We start from the raw sequence: 20,795 nt of genomic DNA on the forward strand, positions 1-20,795 counted from the left end.
ATGTTCGCTTTAACAAATGGCCGGATTTTTACCGGTCACCAGGTTCTGGATAATCACGCCGTCGTGATTGCCAACGGGTTGATCGAGGATGTTCTCCCGACTGCCGACCTTCCCGCCGGACTGCCGCAACGCGATGTTGGCGGCGCATTTATCGCCCCCGGATTTATTGATCTCCAGTTGAACGGCTGCGGCGGCGTCCAGTTCAACGATTCACTGGATGCGATTTCCGTGCAAACGCTGAAAATCATGCAGCAAACCAATCAGAAATCGGGCTGCACCAGTTTTTTGCCGACGCTTATCACCTCCAGCGATACGTTCATAAAACAGGCCGTGGACGTGATGCGTGCCTATCTGACGCAACACCGTCATCAGGCGTTGGGTTTACACCTCGAAGGCCCCTGGTTGAACATGATTAAAAAAGGCACGCATGATGCCGCGCTTATTCGCCAGCCAGCGCAAGAACTGGTTGATTTCCTGTGTCAACATGCTGATGTCATTAAAAAAATCACGCTGGCGCCGGAAAAAGTCAAACCATCGGTCATTCATCAACTCACCGCTGCGGGCATCGTGGTTTCAGCAGGACATTCCAACGCGACCTGGGCGCAGGCCAAACAAGGTTTTGCCGCAGGCATCCGCTTCGCCACCCACCTGTTCAACGCCATGCCTTATCTGACAGGACGTGAACCCGGTCTGGTCGGCGCGGTCTACGATGCGCCGGAAGTCTATTGCGGGATTATCGCCGATGGTTTGCACGTTGACTGGGCGAACATCCGCAACAGTAAACGGATCAAAGGCGACAAACTGGTGCTGGTGACCGACGCAACCGCACCGGCAGGCGCGGATATTGAGCAGTTCATTTTTGCCGGTAAAACCATATACTACCGCAACGGACTCTGTGTGGATGACAACGGCACCTTGAGCGGCTCCGCCCTTACGATGATTGGAGCAGTGCGCAACAGCGTGGAACATGCCGGTATTCCTCTGGATGAAGCGGTCCGCATGGCAACGCTCTACCCTGCTCGCGCCATCGGTATAGACAAACAGTTAGGCAGCATCGAAAGCGGTAAGGCCGCCAATCTGGTGGTTTTCAATCGCGATTACCATATTCTCAACACCCTGGTGAACGGCGACGAGGTGTTGACGCCAATAAAACATTGATTACTAGCGAGTAACTTTTTCATGACCATAGGCGGACAAGCGCAGATAGGGAACATTGATCTGGTTAAGCAATTGAACAGCGCGGTCGTGTACCGCCTGATTGACCAGCATGGTCCCATTTCACGGATACAGATTGCCGAACAGAGCCAGCTTGCCCCTGCCAGCGTCACGAAAATTACCCGTCAGCTTCTGGAGCGCGGGCTGATTAAAGAAGTCGATCAACAGGCATCCACCGGCGGCAGACGCGCTATCTCCATTGTTACCGAAACCCGTCCTTTTCATGCCGTTGCCGTTCGGCTTGGTCGCCTTGATGCCACCATTGCATTGTACGATCTACAGGGGAAATCGCTGGCGGAGGAACATTATGATCTGCCGGAAAAAACGCAGGAAACATTGGAAACCGCGTTGTTCAAGGCAATCAATCACTTTATCGATAGCCACCAGCGCCGTATCCGCGAACTTATCGCCATCTCCGTAGTTCTGCCGGGATTGGTTGATCCCAATGCGGGCATTATCCGTTACATGCCGCATATCAATGTCAACAACTGGCCGCTGGCCGAAAACCTGCAACGCCGTTTCCACGTCACCAGCTTTGTCGGGCACGATATTCGCAGTCTGGCGTTGGCGGAACACTATTTCGGCGTCACGCATGACTCCCTGGATTCCATTCTGGTGCGCGTCCATCGCGGAACCGGCGCCGGTATTCTGGTCAACGGACAGATCTTTCTCGGCAATAGCCGCAACGTTGGAGAGATCGGTCATATCCAGATTGATCCACTGGGAGAACGCTGTCATTGCGGTAATTTTGGCTGTCTGGAAACCGTGGTCGCCAACGCCGCTATTGAACAGCGGGTACTACACTTATTACAGCAGGGCTACCCCAGCAAAATTTCCCCCGACAACTGCACCATTACGGCCATCTGCAAGGCCGCTAACCGGGGCGATACGCTGGCCAGGGAAGTCATTGAACACGCAGGACAATATCTGGGCAAAGCAGTTTCCATCGCCATCAACCTGTTCAATCCACAGAAAGTGGTGATTGCCGGCGAAATCACGCAAGCCGACAAGATCCTGCTGCCCGCCATACAGCGCTGCATCAATACCCAGGTCTTGAAAGATTTCCGCATCAATCTGCCCATAGAAGTCGCCAGCCTGAGTCATCTTTCCGCGATCGGCGCTTTTGCACTGGTAAAGCGTGCTATGTTGAATGGCGTTTTGCTGCAACATTTGCTGGAAAATCACTGATTATCGAATTTTCCCTCTCATAGTGGATTATGTGATCCCTAAAAATCCGGCGCTTATATTGCATTAATTTATGGATTACTCATCAAATTGCGAAATAAATTATCGAAATCGCAGCAAGATAGCTTTTTTTATTAGATGATATTGAATTATGGTGGCGTTTTGATGCTAAATCATTGGCAATGTCACAGCATCTGTAATCAGGATGCGGAAACACGGAATGCCCGGTTTGCTCCGTGAATCACATCTGGCTAATTTGAAACCTGACTAAATCTGAAATAAAGCTGCGCTTGGCGATACAGGCGAAATGAGGGAGTAACTTATGTGTTCTATTTTCGGTGTGCTTGATCTCAAGACCGATCCGGTTGAATTGCGTAAAAAAGCGCTGGAATCATCACGTTTAATGCGTCACCGCGGACCTGACTGGTCTGGCGTTTATGCCGGCGACAAAGCGATTCTGGCGCATGAACGTCTGTCTATCGTTGACGTGAACACCGGTGCTCAACCGCTGTACAACGCTGCGCACACCCACGTTCTGGCCGTTAACGGTGAGATTTATAACCATCAGGCATTGCGCCAGCAATACGGTGACCGTTACGCATTCCAGACCGGTTCCGACTGTGAAGTGATCCTGGCGCTGTATCAGGAAAAAGGACCGGCGTTTCTCGATGATCTGCGCGGCATGTTCGCCTTCGCTCTCTATGACATCGAAAAAGACGCCTATCTGATTGGCCGTGACCACCTGGGCATCATCCCGCTTTACATGGGCTATGACGAACACGGCAACTTCTATGTCGCTTCTGAAATGAAAGCGCTGGTTCCGGTATGCCGCACGATTAAAGAATTCCCGGCGGGGAGCTATCTGTGGAGCAAAGACGGAGAAATCCGCGAATACTATCGTCGTGACTGGTTCGATTACGAAAACGTAAAAGATAACGAAACTGACGCCGATGCGCTGCGTGAGGCGCTGGAAGAATCCGTGAAAAGCCACCTGATGTCTGATGTCCCTTACGGCGTACTGTTGTCTGGCGGGCTGGACTCTTCCGTTATCTCCGCCATTACGAAAAAATACGCCGCCCGCCGCGTTGAGGACGATGAACGCAGCGAAGCCTGGTGGCCGCAGTTACACTCCTTTGCCGTTGGTCTGGAAGGTTCCCCGGACTTGAAAGCCGCGCAGGAAGTGGCCGATCATCTGGGTACGGTTCATCACGAAATCCACTTCACCGTACAAGAAGGTCTGGATGCCATTCGCGACGTGATTTATCACATCGAAACCTATGATGTGACCACCATTCGCGCCTCAACGCCAATGTACCTGATGTCTCGCAAGATCAAAGCGATGGGCATCAAAATGGTCTTATCCGGTGAAGGTGCGGATGAAGTATTCGGCGGCTACCTGTATTTCCACAAAGCGCCGAACGCCAAAGAGTTCCACGAGGAAACTGTGCGTAAATTGCTGGCGCTGCACCAGTACGATTGCGCCCGCGCCAACAAAGCGATGTCCGCCTGGGGCGTGGAAGCGCGCGTACCGTTCCTGGATAAAAAATTCCTGGATGTGGCCATGCGTATCAACCCGCGCGACAAGATGTGCGGCAATGGTAAAATGGAAAAACACATTATACGCGAGTGCTTTGAATCATACCTGCCGCACAGCGTTGCATGGCGCCAGAAAGAGCAGTTCTCTGACGGCGTGGGCTACAGCTGGATTGATACACTGAAAGAAGTCGCAGCCCAGCAGGTGACCGATCAGCAGATGGAAACCGCACACTTCCGCTTCCCGTACAACACGCCGACCTCCAAAGAAGGCTATCTGTACCGTGAAGTGTTTGAAGAGTTATTCCCGGTGCCTAGCGCGGCTGAATGTGTTCCCGGCGGCCCGTCTGTCGCATGTTCTTCCGCCAAAGCGATTGAGTGGGATGAGTCCTTCAAAAAGATGGATGATCCGTCAGGCCGCGCCGTTGGCGTACACCAGTCCGCCTACCAATAACCGAATTTATTCGTACAACGAAGCGGGCCGTCAACGGCCCGTTTTTCTAGTTTATTTTTCATTGCGGCCCGCTTTTTGACGCTTTTCTCACCATACTGTTCACAACCCAAACAAACGGCCCTGAGTAAGCGCTTTTCGGGAAAAAATTTGTTGACGCAATTAGGCCAACTACGCATAATGCGCCCCGCAACGCCGATGAAGGTGACGCGGAAAAGATGGCTACGTAGCTCAGCTGGTTAGAGCACAGCACTCATAATGCTGGGGTCACAGGTTCGATTCCCGTCGTAGCCACCATCTTTTTTGCGGGAGTGGCGAAATTGGTAGACGCACCAGATTTAGGTTCTGGCGCCGCAAGGTGTGCGAGTTCAAGTCTCGCCTCCCGCACCATTACTTTCACGGTTTGACATCGCTTTTCGAAGCTTGATAGTGTTTTGTTATTGATTGGGGTATCGCCAAGCGGTAAGGCACCGGTTTTTGATACCGGCATTCCCTGGTTCGAATCCAGGTACCCCAGCCATCTTCACCACATCTGCTGAAAAATTCGCTGTCCTGTTGGGGTATCGCCAAGCGGTAAGGCACTGGTTTTTGATACCAGCATTCCCTGGTTCGAATCCAGGTACCCCAGCCATCTAATTGATGTTAAAGATTTTTATTGAAGCGCCATTAGATTAGCAGTAAAATCTGGCTACGTAGCTCAGCTGGTTAGAGCACAGCACTCATAATGCTGGGGTCACAGGTTCGATTCCCGTCGTAGCCACCACATTTTTGGGGTATCGCCAAGCGGTAAGGCACCGGATTCTGATTCCGGCATTCCGAGGTTCGAATCCTCGTACCCCAGCCAAACAAAGCTGGTAAAACAGCAAGTTACGGGGCGACAGTCGCAAGACGTCGCCCCGTTTTGTTATGTGCGCGGCAACATAATAAGTAACTAAAGCTCCCTTCACCTTGAGGTCACGGATTTAATGACATCAGCATGCTAAACATTGTTGACTTCATGACATTCATCCAACTCGTACCCCGTACAACTTTTCATTGTTCATCGTACCAAGTACGAGTATGATTATTTTCAAGGAAGGGAAATGGAATACTTCGAATTTATAGAGACCCGGTTTTCAATAAGCAGCGGTCTGAATTGCTTGATGATGATAATTATCAAAAGTTTCAGGCATTTTTACTCAAGAGTCATGAAGATGGTGACACCATCAGCAAGACAGGAGGATGCAGGAAAATCCGCTGGGGTCTGGAAGAAAAGGGAAAGCGTGGTGGTATACGAGTTATTTACTACTCTCTCACCGCACAAGGGAAAATTTATTTACTTCTGGTTTACTCTAAAAATCGAAAAGACGACCTGACAGAGCCAGAGAAAAAAATACTCAACCAGATTTCACAACAGTTAAACAGGCCGCAGTAGCGGCCTCAACCAACGAGGCAAGACGATGGAAAAAGAGCTCTTTGACCAACTTGTAGAAAGTATGGAACAAATGGTGGCCATCGAAAAAGGCAAAATAGCTCCAGCAGCGGTTCACCGCCACCATTTACCGGATGTTAAAACCATACGGGCGATCAGCGGATTAACGCAAGGGGAGTTTTCCGATGCAGTCGGCGTTAGCCCTTCGCTTGTACAAAGCTGGGAACAAAACCGCCGCGTTCCGTCTGGTTCGTCGCTTAAGCTATTATTGATGCTTGAGCGCAACCCGGCTTTACTGAAAGAATTGTGCGCAATCTGAACTGAAACACTTTTCAGTTTCTGAAATTAGTCAATCTCCGCCGAAACCCGCACCAGTTCAGGCTTTGCGGGTTTTTTATTTATCGCTGATATCCTGCATTTTAATCCTCTCCAACGGAGGTAAAATTAAATTTATACTTATTTTTCATGTTATTAAACTCTTCACCAGATCCTTTTTAGATCCTAAAAACTGAAAAATTCCATGATCCAAAAACCGCAGGTAAGTATGGTAAGCAACCCATTGATTTATATGTGAACGATTGATTTTACACTACCCATTTATAAATTCTGATTCCGGCATTCCGAGGTTCGAATCCTCGTACCCCAGCCAAACAAAGCTGGCAAAACAGCAAGTTACGGGGCGACAGTCGCAAGACGTCGCCCCGTTTTGTTATCTGCGGCGGCAAAGTGGCGATAAAAGTTTGCCTTTGCGTAAGCATTTTTCCCGCCACCTAAACGACCAACGGAGAATCTTAAAATGGCGCCTTCACACTGTCTTATCAGCAGCCCAGCGCGACGCGTTAAACAAGCGATACGTTAAACGCCTATCGCATACTTCAACGCTTGCTGTTTCAACTTACCCGCTCGCTGGGCGACCATCAAAGCCAGATTACGCGCCAAACCCAACGGCGGCAGCGCGTTGCTGAACGCGTTGTAGAACACGTCCATACCGCTTTGCATCAGCAGGTTGTCTGGCTTGCGACGATGCTGATAACGGCGCAGCACCGGTTCGGAATACCATTCTTCTCCGGCGTCGCGAGCGCTGATCAACACATCCAGTAAGGTTTCCACATCGCGATAGCCCAGATTCACCCCTTGTCCCGCCAGGGGATTGATGGTGTGCGCGGCATCGCCCAACAGCGCCAGTCCGGGCTGAACATAGGTCTGCGCATGACGACGTATCAGCGGAAACGCCCCCGCAGCATGAGACGTGACCGCCCCCAGACGCTCAGGAAACGCAGCCGCAATTTCTTTATCCAACTGCGTCAACGGCATTGCCTGAAGCTGGCGAATCCGCTGCGGGCTGTCATACCAGACCAGCGATCCCCAACGGTCAAACAGCGGCAGAAACGCGCGCGGCCCCGCGGGAGTAAATTGCTGCCAGGTGACATCCTGTTGCGGATAGCACATTTCGACGCTGATTAACATGCAGGCTTGTCGATACTGCCAGCCGCTGATGCCAATGCCAGCCCACTGACGCACTCTGGAATTGGCGCCATCCGCCCCCAACACCAGAGACGTCGTCAGCATCTGCCCATCATCAAGTTGCAGTCGCCAGCCCTGCCCGGTTTGTTGCAGGCTTGCCGGCGTTGCGGGGCAATAGCGCCGACAATTAGCCTCTTCACACAAACTTTCCCACAGCGCCAGTTGCAAGACCCGGTTTTCCACCATGAATCCCAACTCTGGTAAATGGATGTCCGCCGCATCAAACACCACGCGGGCATTCTCCCATTCCCAGGTTTCGAGACGTCGATACGGCGCACTGCGCATGCGTTCGACCCGCTGCCAGGCGCCAAGCTGTTTCAGCAATGCAACAGAGGCATAGCCTACCGCAGAAACGCGCAGATCGGGCGCGCTGTCGATATCGAAAAAGGCAGGCGCTTCCTGCTCAATAACCGCAATCTGAAAACCATTCCGGGCCAGACCCAGCGCAGCGGCGGCGCCGACCATTCCGCCCCCGACAATAATCGCATCATAATGCATACCGGTTCATCCCTCTCTGGCTATCATCGTTAACACCCGTGAAAATACATAAAAACAGTGTACTGGATTTCGGATTAACTTTTCCGAAAAGCGGTGAGTTTATAAAAGTGAAGACGTTAAAAATTTGACCGTTTTCAGGCTCTGGTCACAACGTCAGCGAACGATTACAATACCCGCCCCGTATCAAGGGAATCTTTCCTACCCGTACTGAGTAATGGCAAGTCGATGACAAAAAAACTGCATATTAAAACCTGGGGCTGTCAGATGAACGAATACGATTCATCGAAGATGGCTGATTTACTGGGAAGTACGCACGGTTATGAACTAACCGAGGTCGCGGAAGAGGCCGATGTTCTGCTGCTCAACACCTGTTCAATCCGTGAGAAGGCGCAGGAAAAGGTCTTTCATCAACTTGGCCGCTGGAAGGCGCTGAAAGATCTCAACCCCAATCTGATTATTGGCGTTGGCGGTTGCGTGGCCTCGCAGGAAGGCGCGCATATCCGCGAACGCGCGCACTATGTCGATGTGATTTTTGGCCCGCAAACACTGCACCGCCTGCCGGAAATGATTAACCACGTTCAGGGAACCCATAGCCCGATTGTGGATATCAGCTTCCCTGAAATCGAGAAATTTGACCGTCTGCCGGAACCGAAAGCGGAAGGACCGACGGCATTCGTTTCGATTATGGAAGGTTGCAATAAATATTGTACTTTCTGCGTCGTCCCTTATACGCGCGGCGAAGAGGTCAGTCGCCCATGTGATGACGTACTGTTTGAAATTGCGCAGTTGGCTGAACAAGGCGTGCGTGAAGTCAACCTGCTTGGGCAGAACGTTAACGCCTACCGTGGCGCTACCTACAACGGCGATATCTGCTCTTTTGCCGAACTGTTGCGTCTGGTCGCCGCCATTGACGGTATCGACCGCATTCGTTTTACCACCAGCCATCCGATAGAGTTTACCGACGATATTATCAGCGTGTATGAAGACACGCCCGAACTGGTAAGCTTCCTTCATCTGCCGGTGCAAAGCGGTTCTGACCGCGTGCTGACAATGATGAAACGCCGCCATACCGCGCTCGAATACAAAGCGATTATCCGTAAACTGCATCGCGCGCGCCCCGGCATTCAGATCAGTTCCGATTTTATCGTCGGCTTCCCTGGCGAAACACAGGCTGATTTCGAGCAGACCATGAAACTGATCGCCGACGTCAACTTCGATATGAGTTTCAGTTTTATCTACTCCGCCCGTCCGGGAACGCCTGCCGCGGATATGGTCGACGATGTGCCGGAAGAAGAGAAAAAGCAGCGCCTGTATATTTTGCAAGAACGCATCAGCCAACAGGCGATGCAATACAGCCGCCGTATGCAAGGCACCATTCAGCGAATTCTGGTTGAAGGCACGTCGCGCAAAAGCGTGATGGAACTGTCTGGACGCACCGAAAACAACCGCGTCGTCAATTTTGAAGGCACGCCGGACATGATTGGCAAATTCGTCGATGTGGAAATCGTGGACGTTTATCCGAACTCGCTACGCGGTATCGTGGTTCGTACGGAAGATCAGATGGATCTGCGCGTGTATGAGTCGCCATCCGCGGTCATTGCCCGCACACGCAAGGAAAACGAAATCGGCGTCGGCATCTACCAGCCATAAACCGTATAGCGTTTTCACCCTCTTTTCTCTGGGTGGCATTGCCACCCTTTTTCATCCTGTTTGCATTTGGTTTTGCGAAACCGCATCCCAATATAATGATTGTGACTTGCACCGTCGGGTATTCACGATAAATAATCCTCTGAGAGGACGTATCCCGAACGGTGCGATCTGATGATATCAGCCCTGAGCCGACAGAAGGCCGGTTCAATAATCTTCCAAGAGGAATAATTTGAACGTAACGACAAAAGAGATTGCCCTTGAACCCGCAGATAACCAACGTTTGCTCAGTCTTTGCGGCCCTTTTGACGACAACATCAAGCAGCTTGAACGTCGTTTGGGTATCGAAATCAATCGTCGGGACAATACATTCAAACTGGTAGGCAGATCGCTGTGTATTGAGGCTGCCGCCGACATTCTTCAACGTCTGTATGTTGATACGGCGCCGGTTCGCGGCGCCATCGGCGATATCGACCCAGAGCAAATTCATCTGGCTATCAAGGAATCACGCGTGCTGGAACAATCAGCCGAAAGCATCCCTGATTATGGCAAAGCCATCAATATTCGGACCAAACGCGGCGTGATCAAACCACGCACGCCGAATCAGGCCCAGTACATTGCCAACGTGCTCGATCACGACATCACCTTTGGCATCGGGCCGGCGGGAACCGGGAAAACCTATCTGGCCGTCGCCGCCGCCGTTGATGCGTTGGAGCGCCAGGAAATCCGTCGCATTTTACTGACGCGTCCCGCGGTTGAAGCGGGTGAAAAGCTCGGTTTCCTGCCTGGCGATCTGAGCCAGAAAGTCGATCCTTATCTGCGGCCATTGTACGACGCGCTGTTTGAAATGCTGGGTTTCGAGAAAGTCGAAAAGCTGATTGAGCGTAACGTCATTGAAGTGGCGCCGCTGGCTTACATGCGTGGCCGCACTCTGAATGATGCCTTTATCATTCTTGATGAAGGCCAGAATACCAGCATCGAGCAGATGAAAATGTTCCTGACGCGCATCGGCTTTAACTCCAAAGCGGTGATCACCGGCGACGTGACGCAAATTGACTTGCCGCGTAACCAGAAATCCGGTTTACGTCATGCTATTGACGTACTGTCTGATGTCGAAGAGATCAGTTTCAACTTTTTCCACAGCGAAGACGTGGTGCGACATCCGGTTGTCGCCCGTATTGTTAATGCTTATGAAGCCTGGGAAACCGCGGAACAGAAACGCAAAGATGAACTGGCGGAACAGCGTAAACGTGAAGCACTGGCCGCCTCCGCGCAGGAGCACAAATGAGTCAGGTCATTCTTGATTTGCAAATCGCCAGCGAGCAAACTCAGGGATTACCTGAGGAAAAGGATTTTCAACGTTGGCTGGAAGGCGTGTTGCCCCAGTTTCAGGCAGTATCGGAAGTGACTATCCGTATCGTTGATGAAGCGGAAAGCCACAATCTGAATTACACCTACCGGGGTAAAGATAAACCAACCAATGTGCTTTCCTTCCCCTTCGAGGCGCCGCCTGAAATCGAACTGCCCTTGCTGGGCGATTTGATCATCTGCCGTCAGGTTGTCGAACGCGAAGCCCTCGAACAGCGGAAAACGCTGGAAGCGCACTGGGCACATATGGTTGTCCACGGTAGCCTGCATCTGCTAGGGTATGATCATATCGAAGACAGCGAGGCCGAAGAAATGGAAGCGCTGGAAACGGAGATTATGCAGAATATGGGTTATGCTGATCCGTATCTTGCAGAAAAAACAGCCTGACCGAATAAACCCGATAATTTATATTTTGGTTTTTAACTTTGTACGTCAGAAGGCTTCGCCAAGATGCTCACGCCTTCTGATTATTATCCCTTAACATGAGTGATTTTAATTAAAACGCCATGAGCGACGACCATTCTCAAAACAGCGATAGCCCCAGTCCCAAAAAGGGTTTCTTTTCCCTTATTCTTAATCAGCTTTTTCACGGCGAGCCAAAAGATCGTAATGATCTGCTGACGCTGATCCGTGATTCAGAACAAAATGATCTGATCGATCCTGCAACCCGCGATATGCTCGAAGGGGTGATGGATATCGCTGAACAGCGCGTTCGCGACATCATGATCCCTCGATCTCAGATGATTACGCTAAAGCGCGATCAGTCTCTGGAAGAGTGCCTGGATGTCATTATCGAATCCGCTCATTCCCGTTTTCCGGTAATCAGCGAAGATAAAGACCATATTGAAGGTATTTTGATGGCCAAGGATTTGCTGCCGTTTATGCGCAGCGAGTCCGAACCTTTCAGCATGGAGAAGGTGCTGCGTCCAGCCGTGGTGGTGCCGGAGAGCAAACGCGTTGACCGGATGTTGAACGAGTTTCGCTCCCTGCGTTATCACATGGCCATCGTTATTGATGAATTTGGCGGCGTTTCCGGCCTTGTCACCATTGAAGATATTCTGGAGCTTATCGTCGGTGAAATTGAGGATGAATATGACGATGAGGAAGATCGTGATATTCGCCAACTCAACCGCCACACCTATACGGTGCGTGCGTTGACCGATATTGAAGATTTCAACGAAGCCTTTGGCACCCAGTTCAGTGACGAGGAGGTCGATACCATCGGCGGCCTTATCATGCAGTCTTTCGGACACTTGCCCGCCCGCGGTGAAACCATCGACATAGAAGGTTACCTGTTTAAAGTTGCGATGGCAGATAGCCGACGTATTATTCAGGTTCACGTCAGAATCCCTGATAACGCACCTCAACCGCAATTGGAAGACTAAATAAGCAATGGCTTTCGCTTCTTTACTGCAACGCCAGCAGGTTCGTATCCTGCTGGCGCTTTTATCCGGTGCCGCCGGTACGTTGGCATTTTCTCCTTTTAATTTCTGGCCTGCGGCGCTGATTTCATTAACAGGGCTGCAAGCCTTGACGCTGAACCGCACGGTTCGTCAGTCCGCCGGGATTGGGTTCGCCTGGGGATTTGGTCTGTTTGGCAGCGGCATTAACTGGGTATATGTCAGCATAGCCCAGTTTGGCGGCATGCCGGGACCAGTCAATATTGCCCTTGTCGTGCTGCTCGCAGCTTATCTGTCGCTCTATCCTCTGCTATTTTCCGTGTTGATTGCGCGGCTGTGGCCGAAAACAACCTGGTGGCGGCTTGTCATTGCCGCGCCGGTATTGTGGCAGTTGACCGAGTTTCTGCGCGGCTGGGTGCTCACCGGGTTCCCCTGGCTACAGTTTGGCTATAGCCAAATTAATGGCCCATTGAAAGGAATCGCGCCAATTCTGGGCGTGGATGCCATCACTTTTATGCTGATGAGCATCAGCGGCCTTGTCGTGGTCGCGCTACACCAGCGGAAAATCGCTCCCGCCGTTCTCGCGTTGGCGCTGTTGACCTTGCCATGGCCGTTGCGTTATATCCAGTGGTTTAATCTGTTGCCCGAACGAGCAGTCAATGTCGCTCTGGTTCAAGGGAATATTCCTCAGTCCCTCAAATGGGACCCGAATGAACTGCTCAATACGCTGAATATTTATCTGGATAACAGTCAGCCTTATATGAATACCGCGCCGATTATCATCTGGCCGGAATCGGCGATCCCCGATGTCGAAAGCCGTCAGGATGACTATCTGACGCAGGTTGATAGCCTGCTTCGCAGCCATAACAGCAGTCTGATTACCGGCATCGTCGATATGCGACGCAACGGCGCTGAGTTTGATTATTACAACAGTATTATCGTACTGGGCGACAAACAGCCCTATCGCTATCCCACCAGCAATCGTTATAACAAGAACCATCTGGTGCCGTTTGGTGAATTCGTTCCACTGGAAACGTTATTACGCCCGCTGGCTCCCCTTTTCGATTTACCGATGTCTTCATTCAGTCGTGGCAACTACATCCAGCCGCAGTTGAACGTGAATGGTTTTAAGCTTAACGCGGCCATCTGTTATGAAATCATTCTGGGTCAGCAACTCCGTGATAATTTCCGCGCAGATACCGACATGCTGTTAACCATCTCGAACGACGCCTGGTTCGGCAAATCCATCGGGCCGTGGCAGCATTTCCAGATGGCGCGGATGCGAGCGCTGGAATTGGGACGTCCTCTGCTGCGCAGCACCAATAATGGCGTTACGGCGGTTATTGCCCCGGATGGCGAAATCAGCGCCAGTCTGCCGCAATTTACGCGCGCCGTATTGAATACGCAGGTGATACCTGCTAGCGGACTAACGCCTTATGCCCGCTTCGGCGGCTGGCCGCTGTGGGTTATCACCCTGCTTGGCGGTTTTGCGGCAGTGGTTTTCAGTCTGCGCCGTCGCTGATTTCATTCTTTTTGTTCGTTATGAAGGCATGTAAGCGCATGCCTTCACCTTCCTGACGTTACCCTTCCCCGCATAGATGGCACGCCAATTGCTTATTACTACCTTGTAAATGGTTGTTTCAATGTTTTTTAGCGGGCTGACTGCGGGGAAAGCACGCATTTGGGGCGGTAAGTGCACCAGACCAGTGCTTTTCGGGTTTTCTGCCACCATTTGGTGCGGTTTAACTCGCAAAAAACAAACATTTCCATTTCAATCTATTTACAATAGGCTATTTTTTAACAGTATACGTGGTTACTTCGCTCTTTAGCGGTGCATGATTTCCGTACCGCGCAAGTACCAGAACGTCATACATGATTTAGCGACACAACTTTAGATCTACCACTACAGCGCCATAACTTAGCGCCATAACTACAGCAAAGGAGTTAGAACATGCAAATGCGTAAACTGGCACTATCACTGCTTCTGCTCGGCACGACAGCCAGCCTTGCTCAAGCGGAGGAGCTGGCTGGCACTCTGAAAAAAGTTAAAGACAATGGCGTTATCGTCATCGGCCACCGCGAATCGTCAGTTCCTTTTTCTTACTACGATAATCAGCAGAAAGTTGTCGGTTACTCTCAGGCCTACTCTGACAAGATTGTAGACGCTGTTAAGAAAGAACTAAATGCGCCAGATCTACAGGTGAAGCTGCTGCCGATCACGGCTCAAAACCGTATTCCGCTGCTTCAGAACGGCACTTACGATCTGGAATGTGGTTCGACGACCAACAATCTGGAACGTCAGAAACAAGTTGCGTTTTCCAATACCATTTTTGTTATCGGTACGCGTTTGTTAACCAAGAAAGACTCTGGCATCAAAGACTTTACCGACCTGACGGGTAAAACCGTGGTGGTCACTTCAGGTACTACATCTGAAATTCTTCTGAATAAGATGAATGAAGAAAAACAACTTAAATTGCGTATCATCAGCGCTAAAGACCACGGTGATTCTTTCCGTACTCTGGAAAGCGGTCGTGCGGTCGCCTTCATGATGGATGACGCGTTGCTGGCCGGTGAGCGTGCAAAAGCGAAAAATGCCGCTCAGTGGGATATTGTCGGTACCGCGCAATCCAGAGAGGCATACGGCTGTATGCTGCGTAAAGATGATCCGCAATTCCAGAAACTGGTTAATGACACCATTGCGGAAGTACAAACCTCTGGCGAAGCAGAAAAGTGGTTTGACCGCTGGTTCAAACAACCGATCCCGCCAAGAGATCTCAATTTGAATTTCGAGTTGTCTGACGAAATGAAAGCCCTGTTCAAAGCACCAAACGATACGGCGTTAGACTAATTAATAATGAAAATAAAGGCAGAGACACCTGCCTTATGATTGCTGATTCGCAGCAGGACAGACAGGCATAAGATGGTCGTTCCCCATCGTATGTTAATTGCTGCTCATCAATCTTCAGGGTAGCCTCGCTACCCTTTTTTTACCGGAGTTAGTTATGTCAATAGATTGGAACTGGGGCATATTCCTGCAAGCGGCCCCATTCGGTAATACCACCTATCTGGGGTGGTTATTGTCCGGCCTGCAAGTCACGGTCACGTTATCTATCTGTGCCTGGATCATCGCGTTTTTACTTGGTTCCTTGTTTGGAATTTTACGTACCGTCCCCAATCGTTTTATTGCGGGAATTGGTACATGCTATGTCGAGTTATTCCGTAACGTACCGTTGATCGTGCAGTTCTTTACCTGGTATCTGGTGGTCCCGGAGCTATTGCCGACCGATATCGGCATGTGGTTTAAGGCTGAACTCGATCCCAATATCCAGTTTTTCCTGTCATCCATGATCTGTCTGGGTCTGTTTACCGCGGCGCGCGTATGCGAGCAGGTGCGAGCGGGCATCCAATCGTTGCCGCGCGGTCAACAAGCGGCGGGACTGGCAATGGGGCTGACGTTGCCGCAGACCTACCGATACGTCTTGTTGCCCAATGCCTATCGCGTTATCGTTCCGCCGTTAACCTCGGAGATGCTTAATCTGGTCAAAAACTCCGCTATCGCCTCAACAATCGGGCTGGTGGAAATGGCGGCGCAAGCTGGGAAACTGCTGGATTACTCGGCCCACGCCTATGAATCCTTCACCGCTATTACGCTGCTTTATATCGCTATCAACGCGATCATTATGATGATCATGCAGTTTGTAGAGCAGAAAACCCGTTTGCCGGGCAATATGGGGAGCAAATAATCCATGTATGAATTTGACTGGAGCTCAATCGGGCCAAGCATGCCGTATCTGCTACAGGGAATGGTGGTCACACTCAAAATCACGTTTACCGCAGTGGTGTTCGGTATTATCTGGGGCACAATACTGGCGGTAATGCGGCTGTCTTCAATAAAACCCATCAGTTGGTTCGCCAAAATATATGTGAACCTGTTCCGTTCCGTGCCATTGGTGATGGTGCTGCTGTGGTTTTATCTGGTGGTGCCTAGCTTGTTGCAAAATGTGCTTGGTCTTTCGCCGAAGACCGATATTCGGTTAATTTCAGCAATGGTCGCCTTTTCGTTATTTGAAGCGGCTTATTATTCTGAAATTATCCGCGCGGGTATTCTCAGCGTGTCACGCGGGCAATCCTCCGCGGCGCTGGCGCTCGGCATGACGCACTGGCAATCCATGAAGCTAGTTATTCTTCCGCAGGCGTTCCGCGCGATGGTGCCATTGTTGTTGACGCAAGGTATTGTACTGTTCCAGGATACCTCGCTGGTTTATGTACTCAGCCTCGCTGATTTCTTCCGTACCGCCTCCACCATTGGTGAGCGTGACGGTACACAAGTTGAAATGATCCTGTTTGCCGGGCTCATTTATTTTATTTTCAGCATTTCCGCATCAATGCTGGTCAGTTACCTGAAAAAAAGGACGGTTTGATGATTTTCCTGAAAAATATTTCTAAATGGTATGGTCAATTTCAGGTGCTAACCGACTGCTCCACAGAAGTTAAAAAAGGTGAGGTAGTGGTCGTTTGCGGACCTTCAGGCTCCGGTAAGTCAACCTTGATCAAAACCGTTAACGGTCTGGAACCTATCCAGCAAGGTGAAATTGAAGTCAACGGCATCATCGTTAACGACAAGCAAACCAATCTGGCGCAGTTACGTTCCAAAGTGGGTATGGTATTCCAACACTTTGAACTGTTTCCTCACCTCTCCATTATCGATAACCTGACGTTGGCGCAGGTAAAAGTGTTGAAGCGCAACCGCGACGAGTCAAAAGCCAAAGCACAAAAACTGCTGGAACGCGTTGGTCTGGCCGCCCATGCCAATAAGTATCCGGGACAACTTTCCGGTGGTCAGCAGCAGCGTGTCGCTATTGCACGCGCGTTGTGCATGGATCCGATTGCCATGCTGTTTGACGAACCGACTTCCGCGCTCGACCCGGAAATGATTAATGAAGTGCTGGATGTTATGGTTGAACTGGCTCAGGAAGGGATGACCATGATGGTAGTGACACACGAAATGGGCTTCGCCCGTAAAGTGGCGCATCGGGTCATCTTCATGGATGAAGGAAAAATCATTGAAGACACGCCAAAAAACGATTTCTTCAATAATCCGCAGTCCGATCGTGCGAAAGACTTCCTGGCGAAGATCCTGCACTGATTTCCCGCAAGCGTGCCTGTCGGCACGCTTTGCTTATTTTCGCCAGGCTTATCAGTTAGATTACGGCTGAAATGGTTGCCGGTGGAACTGATCATGTGAACATTTTGGGCAGCGCGGCAAAATTTCCGGCGTATAAAACGCCATATGATGCAGGCATTTTTCGCAAACCAGATCCCCCAACCCCACCACTTCGCCGCTGTGGTAAATGCCGTGATTGTTAACATCGTTGAAAATTTGATGCCACTCCAACTGGGTTTTATCCGTAATGTCCGCCAGTTCTTGCCACAAACTTTCTTTGATAACCCTCATAAACACGCTATCGGACAACGCTTCCTGACTTTCACTGTAGCTGCGCGCGAACTCGCCCAGATCCCGCCGGATCGCCTGAATAACCTGTTCGATTTCTTTTTGCGTCAGATCAGCGCTTTCCTGCAATGTCTCGCGGGCGCTTTGCACCAGTTCATCAATATCCCGTTCCCCGTTATTCAGCCGTGCCGTCACTGAAGCCATTAACTCGCGATAATAGCGGGCTACTTTATTCATGCTTCCTCCTGATTCGTCTGATTGAAACGCGATAAATCGTGGCCGCTCAGCGCCTGAGCCGCGTCACATCCACTCTATCTGTTTCTATTTTAGACTATTTTTTCTGCAAAACCGGTGATGCGACGCATATTTGCGCAATTTCGGCAGAAAGCGCGAAAATCTTTCCTGGTCGGATACAGGGTGTTGTTGCCCCAGTCGCTTATCAGCTATGCTATGCGGATCTTTTGTTATGAATCAAAGCACGCTACTGGCGTAGCTATTCTTCACTAAATAGGACCCCTGGCAGCCATGCAAGAGCAATACCGCCCAGAAGAGATAGAAGCGCACGTCCAGCTTCACTGGCAAGAGAAGCAGACATTCAACGTGACCGAAGAACCTGGCAAGGAAAAGTACTACTGCCTTTCCATGCTGCCCTACCCTTCTGGCCGTCTACACATGGGACACGTTCGTAATTACACGATTGGCGACGTGATATCCCGTTATCAGCGTATGCTGGGTAAAAACGTCCTGCAACCGATTGGCTGGGATGCGTTTGGCCTGCCCGCGGAAGGCGCCGCCGTTAAAAATAACACCGCCCCTGCGCCATGGACCTACGCCAACATTGAATACATGAAAAGTCAGCTAAAATTGCTGGGTTTTGGCTACGACTGGAGCCGTGAAGTCGCCACCTGTAAGCCGGACTACTATCGTTGGGAACAATGGTTCTTCACTAAACTGTATGAAAAAGGTCTGGTTTACAAAAAGACCTCCGCCGTGAACTGGTGTCCGAATGACCAGACCGTACTGGCGAACGAACAGGTGATTGAGGGATGCTGCTGGCGTTGCGACACCAAAGTCGAACGTAAAGAAATCCCGCAATGGTTTATCAAAATCACCGACTATGCCGATCAACTGCTGAACGATCTGGATACGCTGGAAAGCTGGCCTGAGCAGGTCAAAACCATGCAGCGTAACTGGATTGGCCGGTCTGAAGGGGTGGAGATCACCTTTAACATCGCGGACAGCGAAGAGAAGCTCAGCGTCTATACCACCCGTCCCGACACCTTCCTGGGCGTGACCTATGTCGCCGTCGCCGCCGGTCACCCGTTGGCGCTGCAAGCAGCGGCGACCAATCCCGCATTGGCTAACTTCATTGCCGAATGCCGCAACACCAAAGTCGCCGAAGCGGATATGGCGACAATGGAGAAAAAAGGCATGGCCACCGGCCTGTACGCCATTCATCCGCTTAGCGGAGAGAAAGTCGCGATCTGGGCGGCAAATTTTGTACTGATGGATTACGGCACCGGCGCGGTGATGGCGGTTCCAGGCCATGACCAGCGTGACTGGGAGTTCGCCAACAAATATAGTCTGCCGATTAAACCGGTTATTCTGAACAGCGATGGCAGCGAACCGGATCTGTCCGCCCAGGCGATGACCGAAAAAGGTCGTTTGTTCAACTCTGGCGAATTTGACGGCCTGGATTTTGACGCCGCCTTTAACGCAATCGCCGACAAGCTTGTTTCATTGGAGATTGGCGAGCGTAAGGTTAACTATCGTCTGCGTGACTGGGGCGTTTCCCGTCAGCGCTACTGGGGCGCGCCCATTCCGATGGTGACGCTGGAAGACGGCACCGTGGTTCCCACGCCGGAAGATCAACTGCCGGTGGCGCTGCCAGAAGATGTGGTCATGGACGGGATCACCAGCCCGCTGAAATCCAATCCAGAGTGGGCCAAAACAACGGTCAACGGTCAGCCAGCCTTGCGTGAAACCGATACTTTCGACACCTTTATGGAGTCTTCCTGGTACTACGCGCGTTATACCTGTCCGCAGTACGATCAGGGCATGTTGGACCCGGCGGCGGCGAACTACTGGCTGCCTGTCGATCAATATGTTGGCGGCATTGAACATGCCATCATGCACCTGATGTATTTCCGCTTCTTCCACAAGTTGCTGCGCGATGCCGGTCTGGTGACGTCTGACGAACCAGCCAAACGCCTGTTGTGTCAGGGCATGGTACTGGCGGATGCATTTTACTACCTGGGCAATAACGGCGAACGCATCTGGGTTTCTCCCATTGATGTCACCGTTGAGCGTGATGAAAAAGGCCGGATCGTTAAAGCGACCGACAACGAAGGCCGTGACGTGGTCTACGCCGGCATGAGCAAAATGTCGAAGTCCAAAAACAACGGCATCGACCCGCAGGTCATGGTGGAAAAATATGGTGCGGATACCGTTCGTCTGTTTATGATGTTCGCCTCGCCCGCCGAAATGACGCTGGAATGGCAAGAGTCAGGAGTTGAGGGCGCTAACCGCTTCCTGAAACGTGTCTGGAAACAGGCGTTCGATCACACGGCGAGAGGAGCGACCCAAGCGCTGGACATCGCGACCCTGACGGAAGATCAGAAATCACTGCGCCGCGATCTGCACAAAACCATCGCCAAGGTAACCGATGATATCGGTCGTCGTCAGACCTTTAATACCGCGATTGCCGCCATCATGGAATTGATGAACAAACTTGCCAAAGCGCCGCAGGAGAGCGATCAGGATCGCGCTCTGACGCAGGAAGTCTTGCTGGCGGTCGTGCGTATGCTGTATCCGTTCACACCACATGTCTGTTTTGTCTTGTGGCAGGCGTTGCAGGGTGAAGGCGACATTGATACGGCGCCGTGGCCGGCGGCGGACGAAGCGGCGATGGTGGAAGATTCCAAACTGGTCGTCGTGCAGGTGAACGGCAAGGTTCGTGGTAAAATCACCGTTGCGGCGGACGCCAATGAAGATCAGGTTCGTGAACGCGCTGCTCAGGAACCTCTGGTAGCGAAATACCTGGACGGCGTCGCTGTACGTAAAGTGATTTATGTCCCTGGCAAACTGCTTAACCTGGTTGTGGGTTAAGGC

17 protein-coding genes and 6 tRNA genes are annotated in these 20,795 nt (G+C 51.2%); 21 read left to right on the forward strand and 2 right to left on the reverse strand.

The annotated features are described in order from the left end of the window. From nagA to nadS, 11 genes are all read left to right on the forward strand, one after another. A complete protein-coding gene (nagA, locus tag NC856_RS04380) occupies positions 1-1,158 on the forward strand; it encodes an N-acetylglucosamine-6-phosphate deacetylase (RefSeq protein ID WP_264089215.1) in 1,158 nt (385 codons plus the stop codon). A gap of 21 nt (positions 1,159-1,179) precedes the next feature. Next, positions 1,180-2,403, forward strand: a complete 1,224-nt coding sequence (nagC, locus tag NC856_RS04385) for a DNA-binding transcriptional regulator NagC (protein ID WP_264089216.1) — start codon at positions 1,180-1,182, stop codon at positions 2,401-2,403. 319 nt (positions 2,404-2,722) lie between these two features. Then, the gene (gene asnB, locus NC856_RS04390; protein WP_264089217.1) at positions 2,723-4,387 is read left to right on the forward strand and encodes an asparagine synthase B; all 1,665 of its coding nucleotides are present in this window, start codon (positions 2,723-2,725) and stop codon (positions 4,385-4,387) included. A 217-nt stretch (positions 4,388-4,604) separates the two neighbouring features. Beyond that, positions 4,605-4,681 (forward strand) — tRNA-Met (locus NC856_RS04395). A gap of 8 nt (positions 4,682-4,689) precedes the next feature. After that, a tRNA-Leu gene (locus NC856_RS04400) sits at positions 4,690-4,774 on the forward strand. Between the two features lie 55 nt (positions 4,775-4,829). After that, a tRNA-Gln gene (locus tag NC856_RS04405) sits at positions 4,830-4,904 on the forward strand. A gap of 36 nt (positions 4,905-4,940) precedes the next feature. Then, positions 4,941-5,015, forward strand: a tRNA-Gln gene (locus tag NC856_RS04410). 55 nt (positions 5,016-5,070) lie between these two features. Next, positions 5,071-5,147, forward strand: a tRNA-Met gene (locus NC856_RS04415). Between the two features lie 6 nt (positions 5,148-5,153). Continuing rightward, positions 5,154-5,228, forward strand: a tRNA-Gln gene (locus tag NC856_RS04420). A 291-nt stretch (positions 5,229-5,519) separates the two neighbouring features. Further along, a complete protein-coding gene (locus NC856_RS04425) occupies positions 5,520-5,798 on the forward strand; it encodes a type II toxin-antitoxin system RelE/ParE family toxin (protein WP_318841715.1) in 279 nt (92 codons plus the stop codon). Between the two features lie 25 nt (positions 5,799-5,823). Next, positions 5,824-6,114 carry a NadS family protein gene (gene nadS / locus NC856_RS04430; RefSeq protein ID WP_264089218.1) on the forward strand — a complete coding sequence of 97 codons (291 nt, stop codon included), beginning with the start codon at positions 5,824-5,826 and terminating at the stop codon, positions 6,112-6,114. Between the two features lie 536 nt (positions 6,115-6,650). On the opposite strand, the gene ubiF is transcribed toward nadS, so the two are convergent. Next, the gene (ubiF, locus tag NC856_RS04435) at positions 6,651-7,817 is read right to left on the reverse strand and encodes a 3-demethoxyubiquinol 3-hydroxylase (RefSeq protein WP_264089219.1); all 1,167 of its coding nucleotides are present in this window, start codon (positions 7,815-7,817) and stop codon (positions 6,651-6,653) included. Positions 7,818-8,042: 225 nt separating this feature from the next. Here ubiF and miaB point away from each other — a divergent pair, with 225 nt between their 5' ends. The 9 genes from miaB to NC856_RS04480 all read left to right on the forward strand — a co-directional run bounded on the left by miaB (position 8,043) and on the right by NC856_RS04480 (position 17,378). Next, positions 8,043-9,467: a tRNA (N6-isopentenyl adenosine(37)-C2)-methylthiotransferase MiaB gene (miaB, locus tag NC856_RS04440; protein ID WP_264089220.1), complete on the forward strand. Its 1,425-nt coding sequence runs from the start codon at positions 8,043-8,045 to the stop codon at positions 9,465-9,467. Positions 9,468-9,696: 229 nt separating this feature from the next. Beyond that, positions 9,697-10,752, forward strand: a complete 1,056-nt coding sequence (locus NC856_RS04445; RefSeq protein ID WP_264089221.1) for a PhoH family protein — start codon at positions 9,697-9,699, stop codon at positions 10,750-10,752. Next, the gene (gene ybeY, locus NC856_RS04450) at positions 10,749-11,219 is read left to right on the forward strand and encodes an rRNA maturation RNase YbeY (RefSeq protein WP_264089222.1); all 471 of its coding nucleotides are present in this window, start codon (positions 10,749-10,751) and stop codon (positions 11,217-11,219) included. The genes NC856_RS04445 and ybeY overlap by 4 nt, the downstream gene beginning before the upstream one ends. Positions 11,220-11,338: 119 nt before the next feature. Continuing rightward, positions 11,339-12,217: a CNNM family magnesium/cobalt transport protein CorC gene (gene corC, locus NC856_RS04455; protein WP_264089223.1), complete on the forward strand. Its 879-nt coding sequence runs from the start codon at positions 11,339-11,341 to the stop codon at positions 12,215-12,217. A gap of 7 nt (positions 12,218-12,224) precedes the next feature. Then, positions 12,225-13,754: an apolipoprotein N-acyltransferase gene (lnt, locus tag NC856_RS04460; protein ID WP_264089224.1), complete on the forward strand. Its 1,530-nt coding sequence runs from the start codon at positions 12,225-12,227 to the stop codon at positions 13,752-13,754. A 429-nt stretch (positions 13,755-14,183) separates the two neighbouring features. Further along, the gene (locus NC856_RS04465) at positions 14,184-15,080 is read left to right on the forward strand and encodes a glutamate/aspartate ABC transporter substrate-binding protein (protein WP_264089225.1); all 897 of its coding nucleotides are present in this window, start codon (positions 14,184-14,186) and stop codon (positions 15,078-15,080) included. 154 nt (positions 15,081-15,234) lie between these two features. Further along, positions 15,235-15,975 (forward strand): amino acid ABC transporter permease, encoded by a 741-nt coding sequence (locus tag NC856_RS04470; protein WP_264089226.1) that lies wholly within the window; start codon positions 15,235-15,237, stop codon positions 15,973-15,975. A gap of 3 nt (positions 15,976-15,978) precedes the next feature. Beyond that, a complete protein-coding gene (gene gltK / locus NC856_RS04475; protein WP_264089227.1) occupies positions 15,979-16,653 on the forward strand; it encodes a glutamate/aspartate ABC transporter permease GltK in 675 nt (224 codons plus the stop codon). Then, positions 16,650-17,378 (forward strand): amino acid ABC transporter ATP-binding protein, encoded by a 729-nt coding sequence (locus NC856_RS04480; protein WP_264089228.1) that lies wholly within the window; start codon positions 16,650-16,652, stop codon positions 17,376-17,378. Before gltK ends, NC856_RS04480 begins: the two co-directional genes overlap by 4 nt. Before the next feature lie 60 nt (positions 17,379-17,438). Here the strand turns inward: NC856_RS04480 and NC856_RS04485 are convergent, their stop codons facing one another. Next, positions 17,439-17,921 (reverse strand): zinc ribbon-containing protein, encoded by a 483-nt coding sequence (locus NC856_RS04485; protein ID WP_264089229.1) that lies wholly within the window; start codon positions 17,919-17,921, stop codon positions 17,439-17,441. A gap of 288 nt (positions 17,922-18,209) precedes the next feature. Between NC856_RS04485 and leuS the strand changes: the two genes are divergently transcribed. Next, positions 18,210-20,792: a leucine--tRNA ligase gene (gene leuS, locus NC856_RS04490; RefSeq protein WP_264089230.1), complete on the forward strand. Its 2,583-nt coding sequence runs from the start codon at positions 18,210-18,212 to the stop codon at positions 20,790-20,792. The last annotated feature ends 3 nt before the right edge of the window (positions 20,793-20,795 follow it).

Source organism: Brenneria izbisi (assembly GCF_025840185.1).
Taxonomy (GTDB): domain Bacteria; phylum Pseudomonadota; class Gammaproteobacteria; order Enterobacterales; family Enterobacteriaceae; genus Brenneria; species Brenneria izbisi.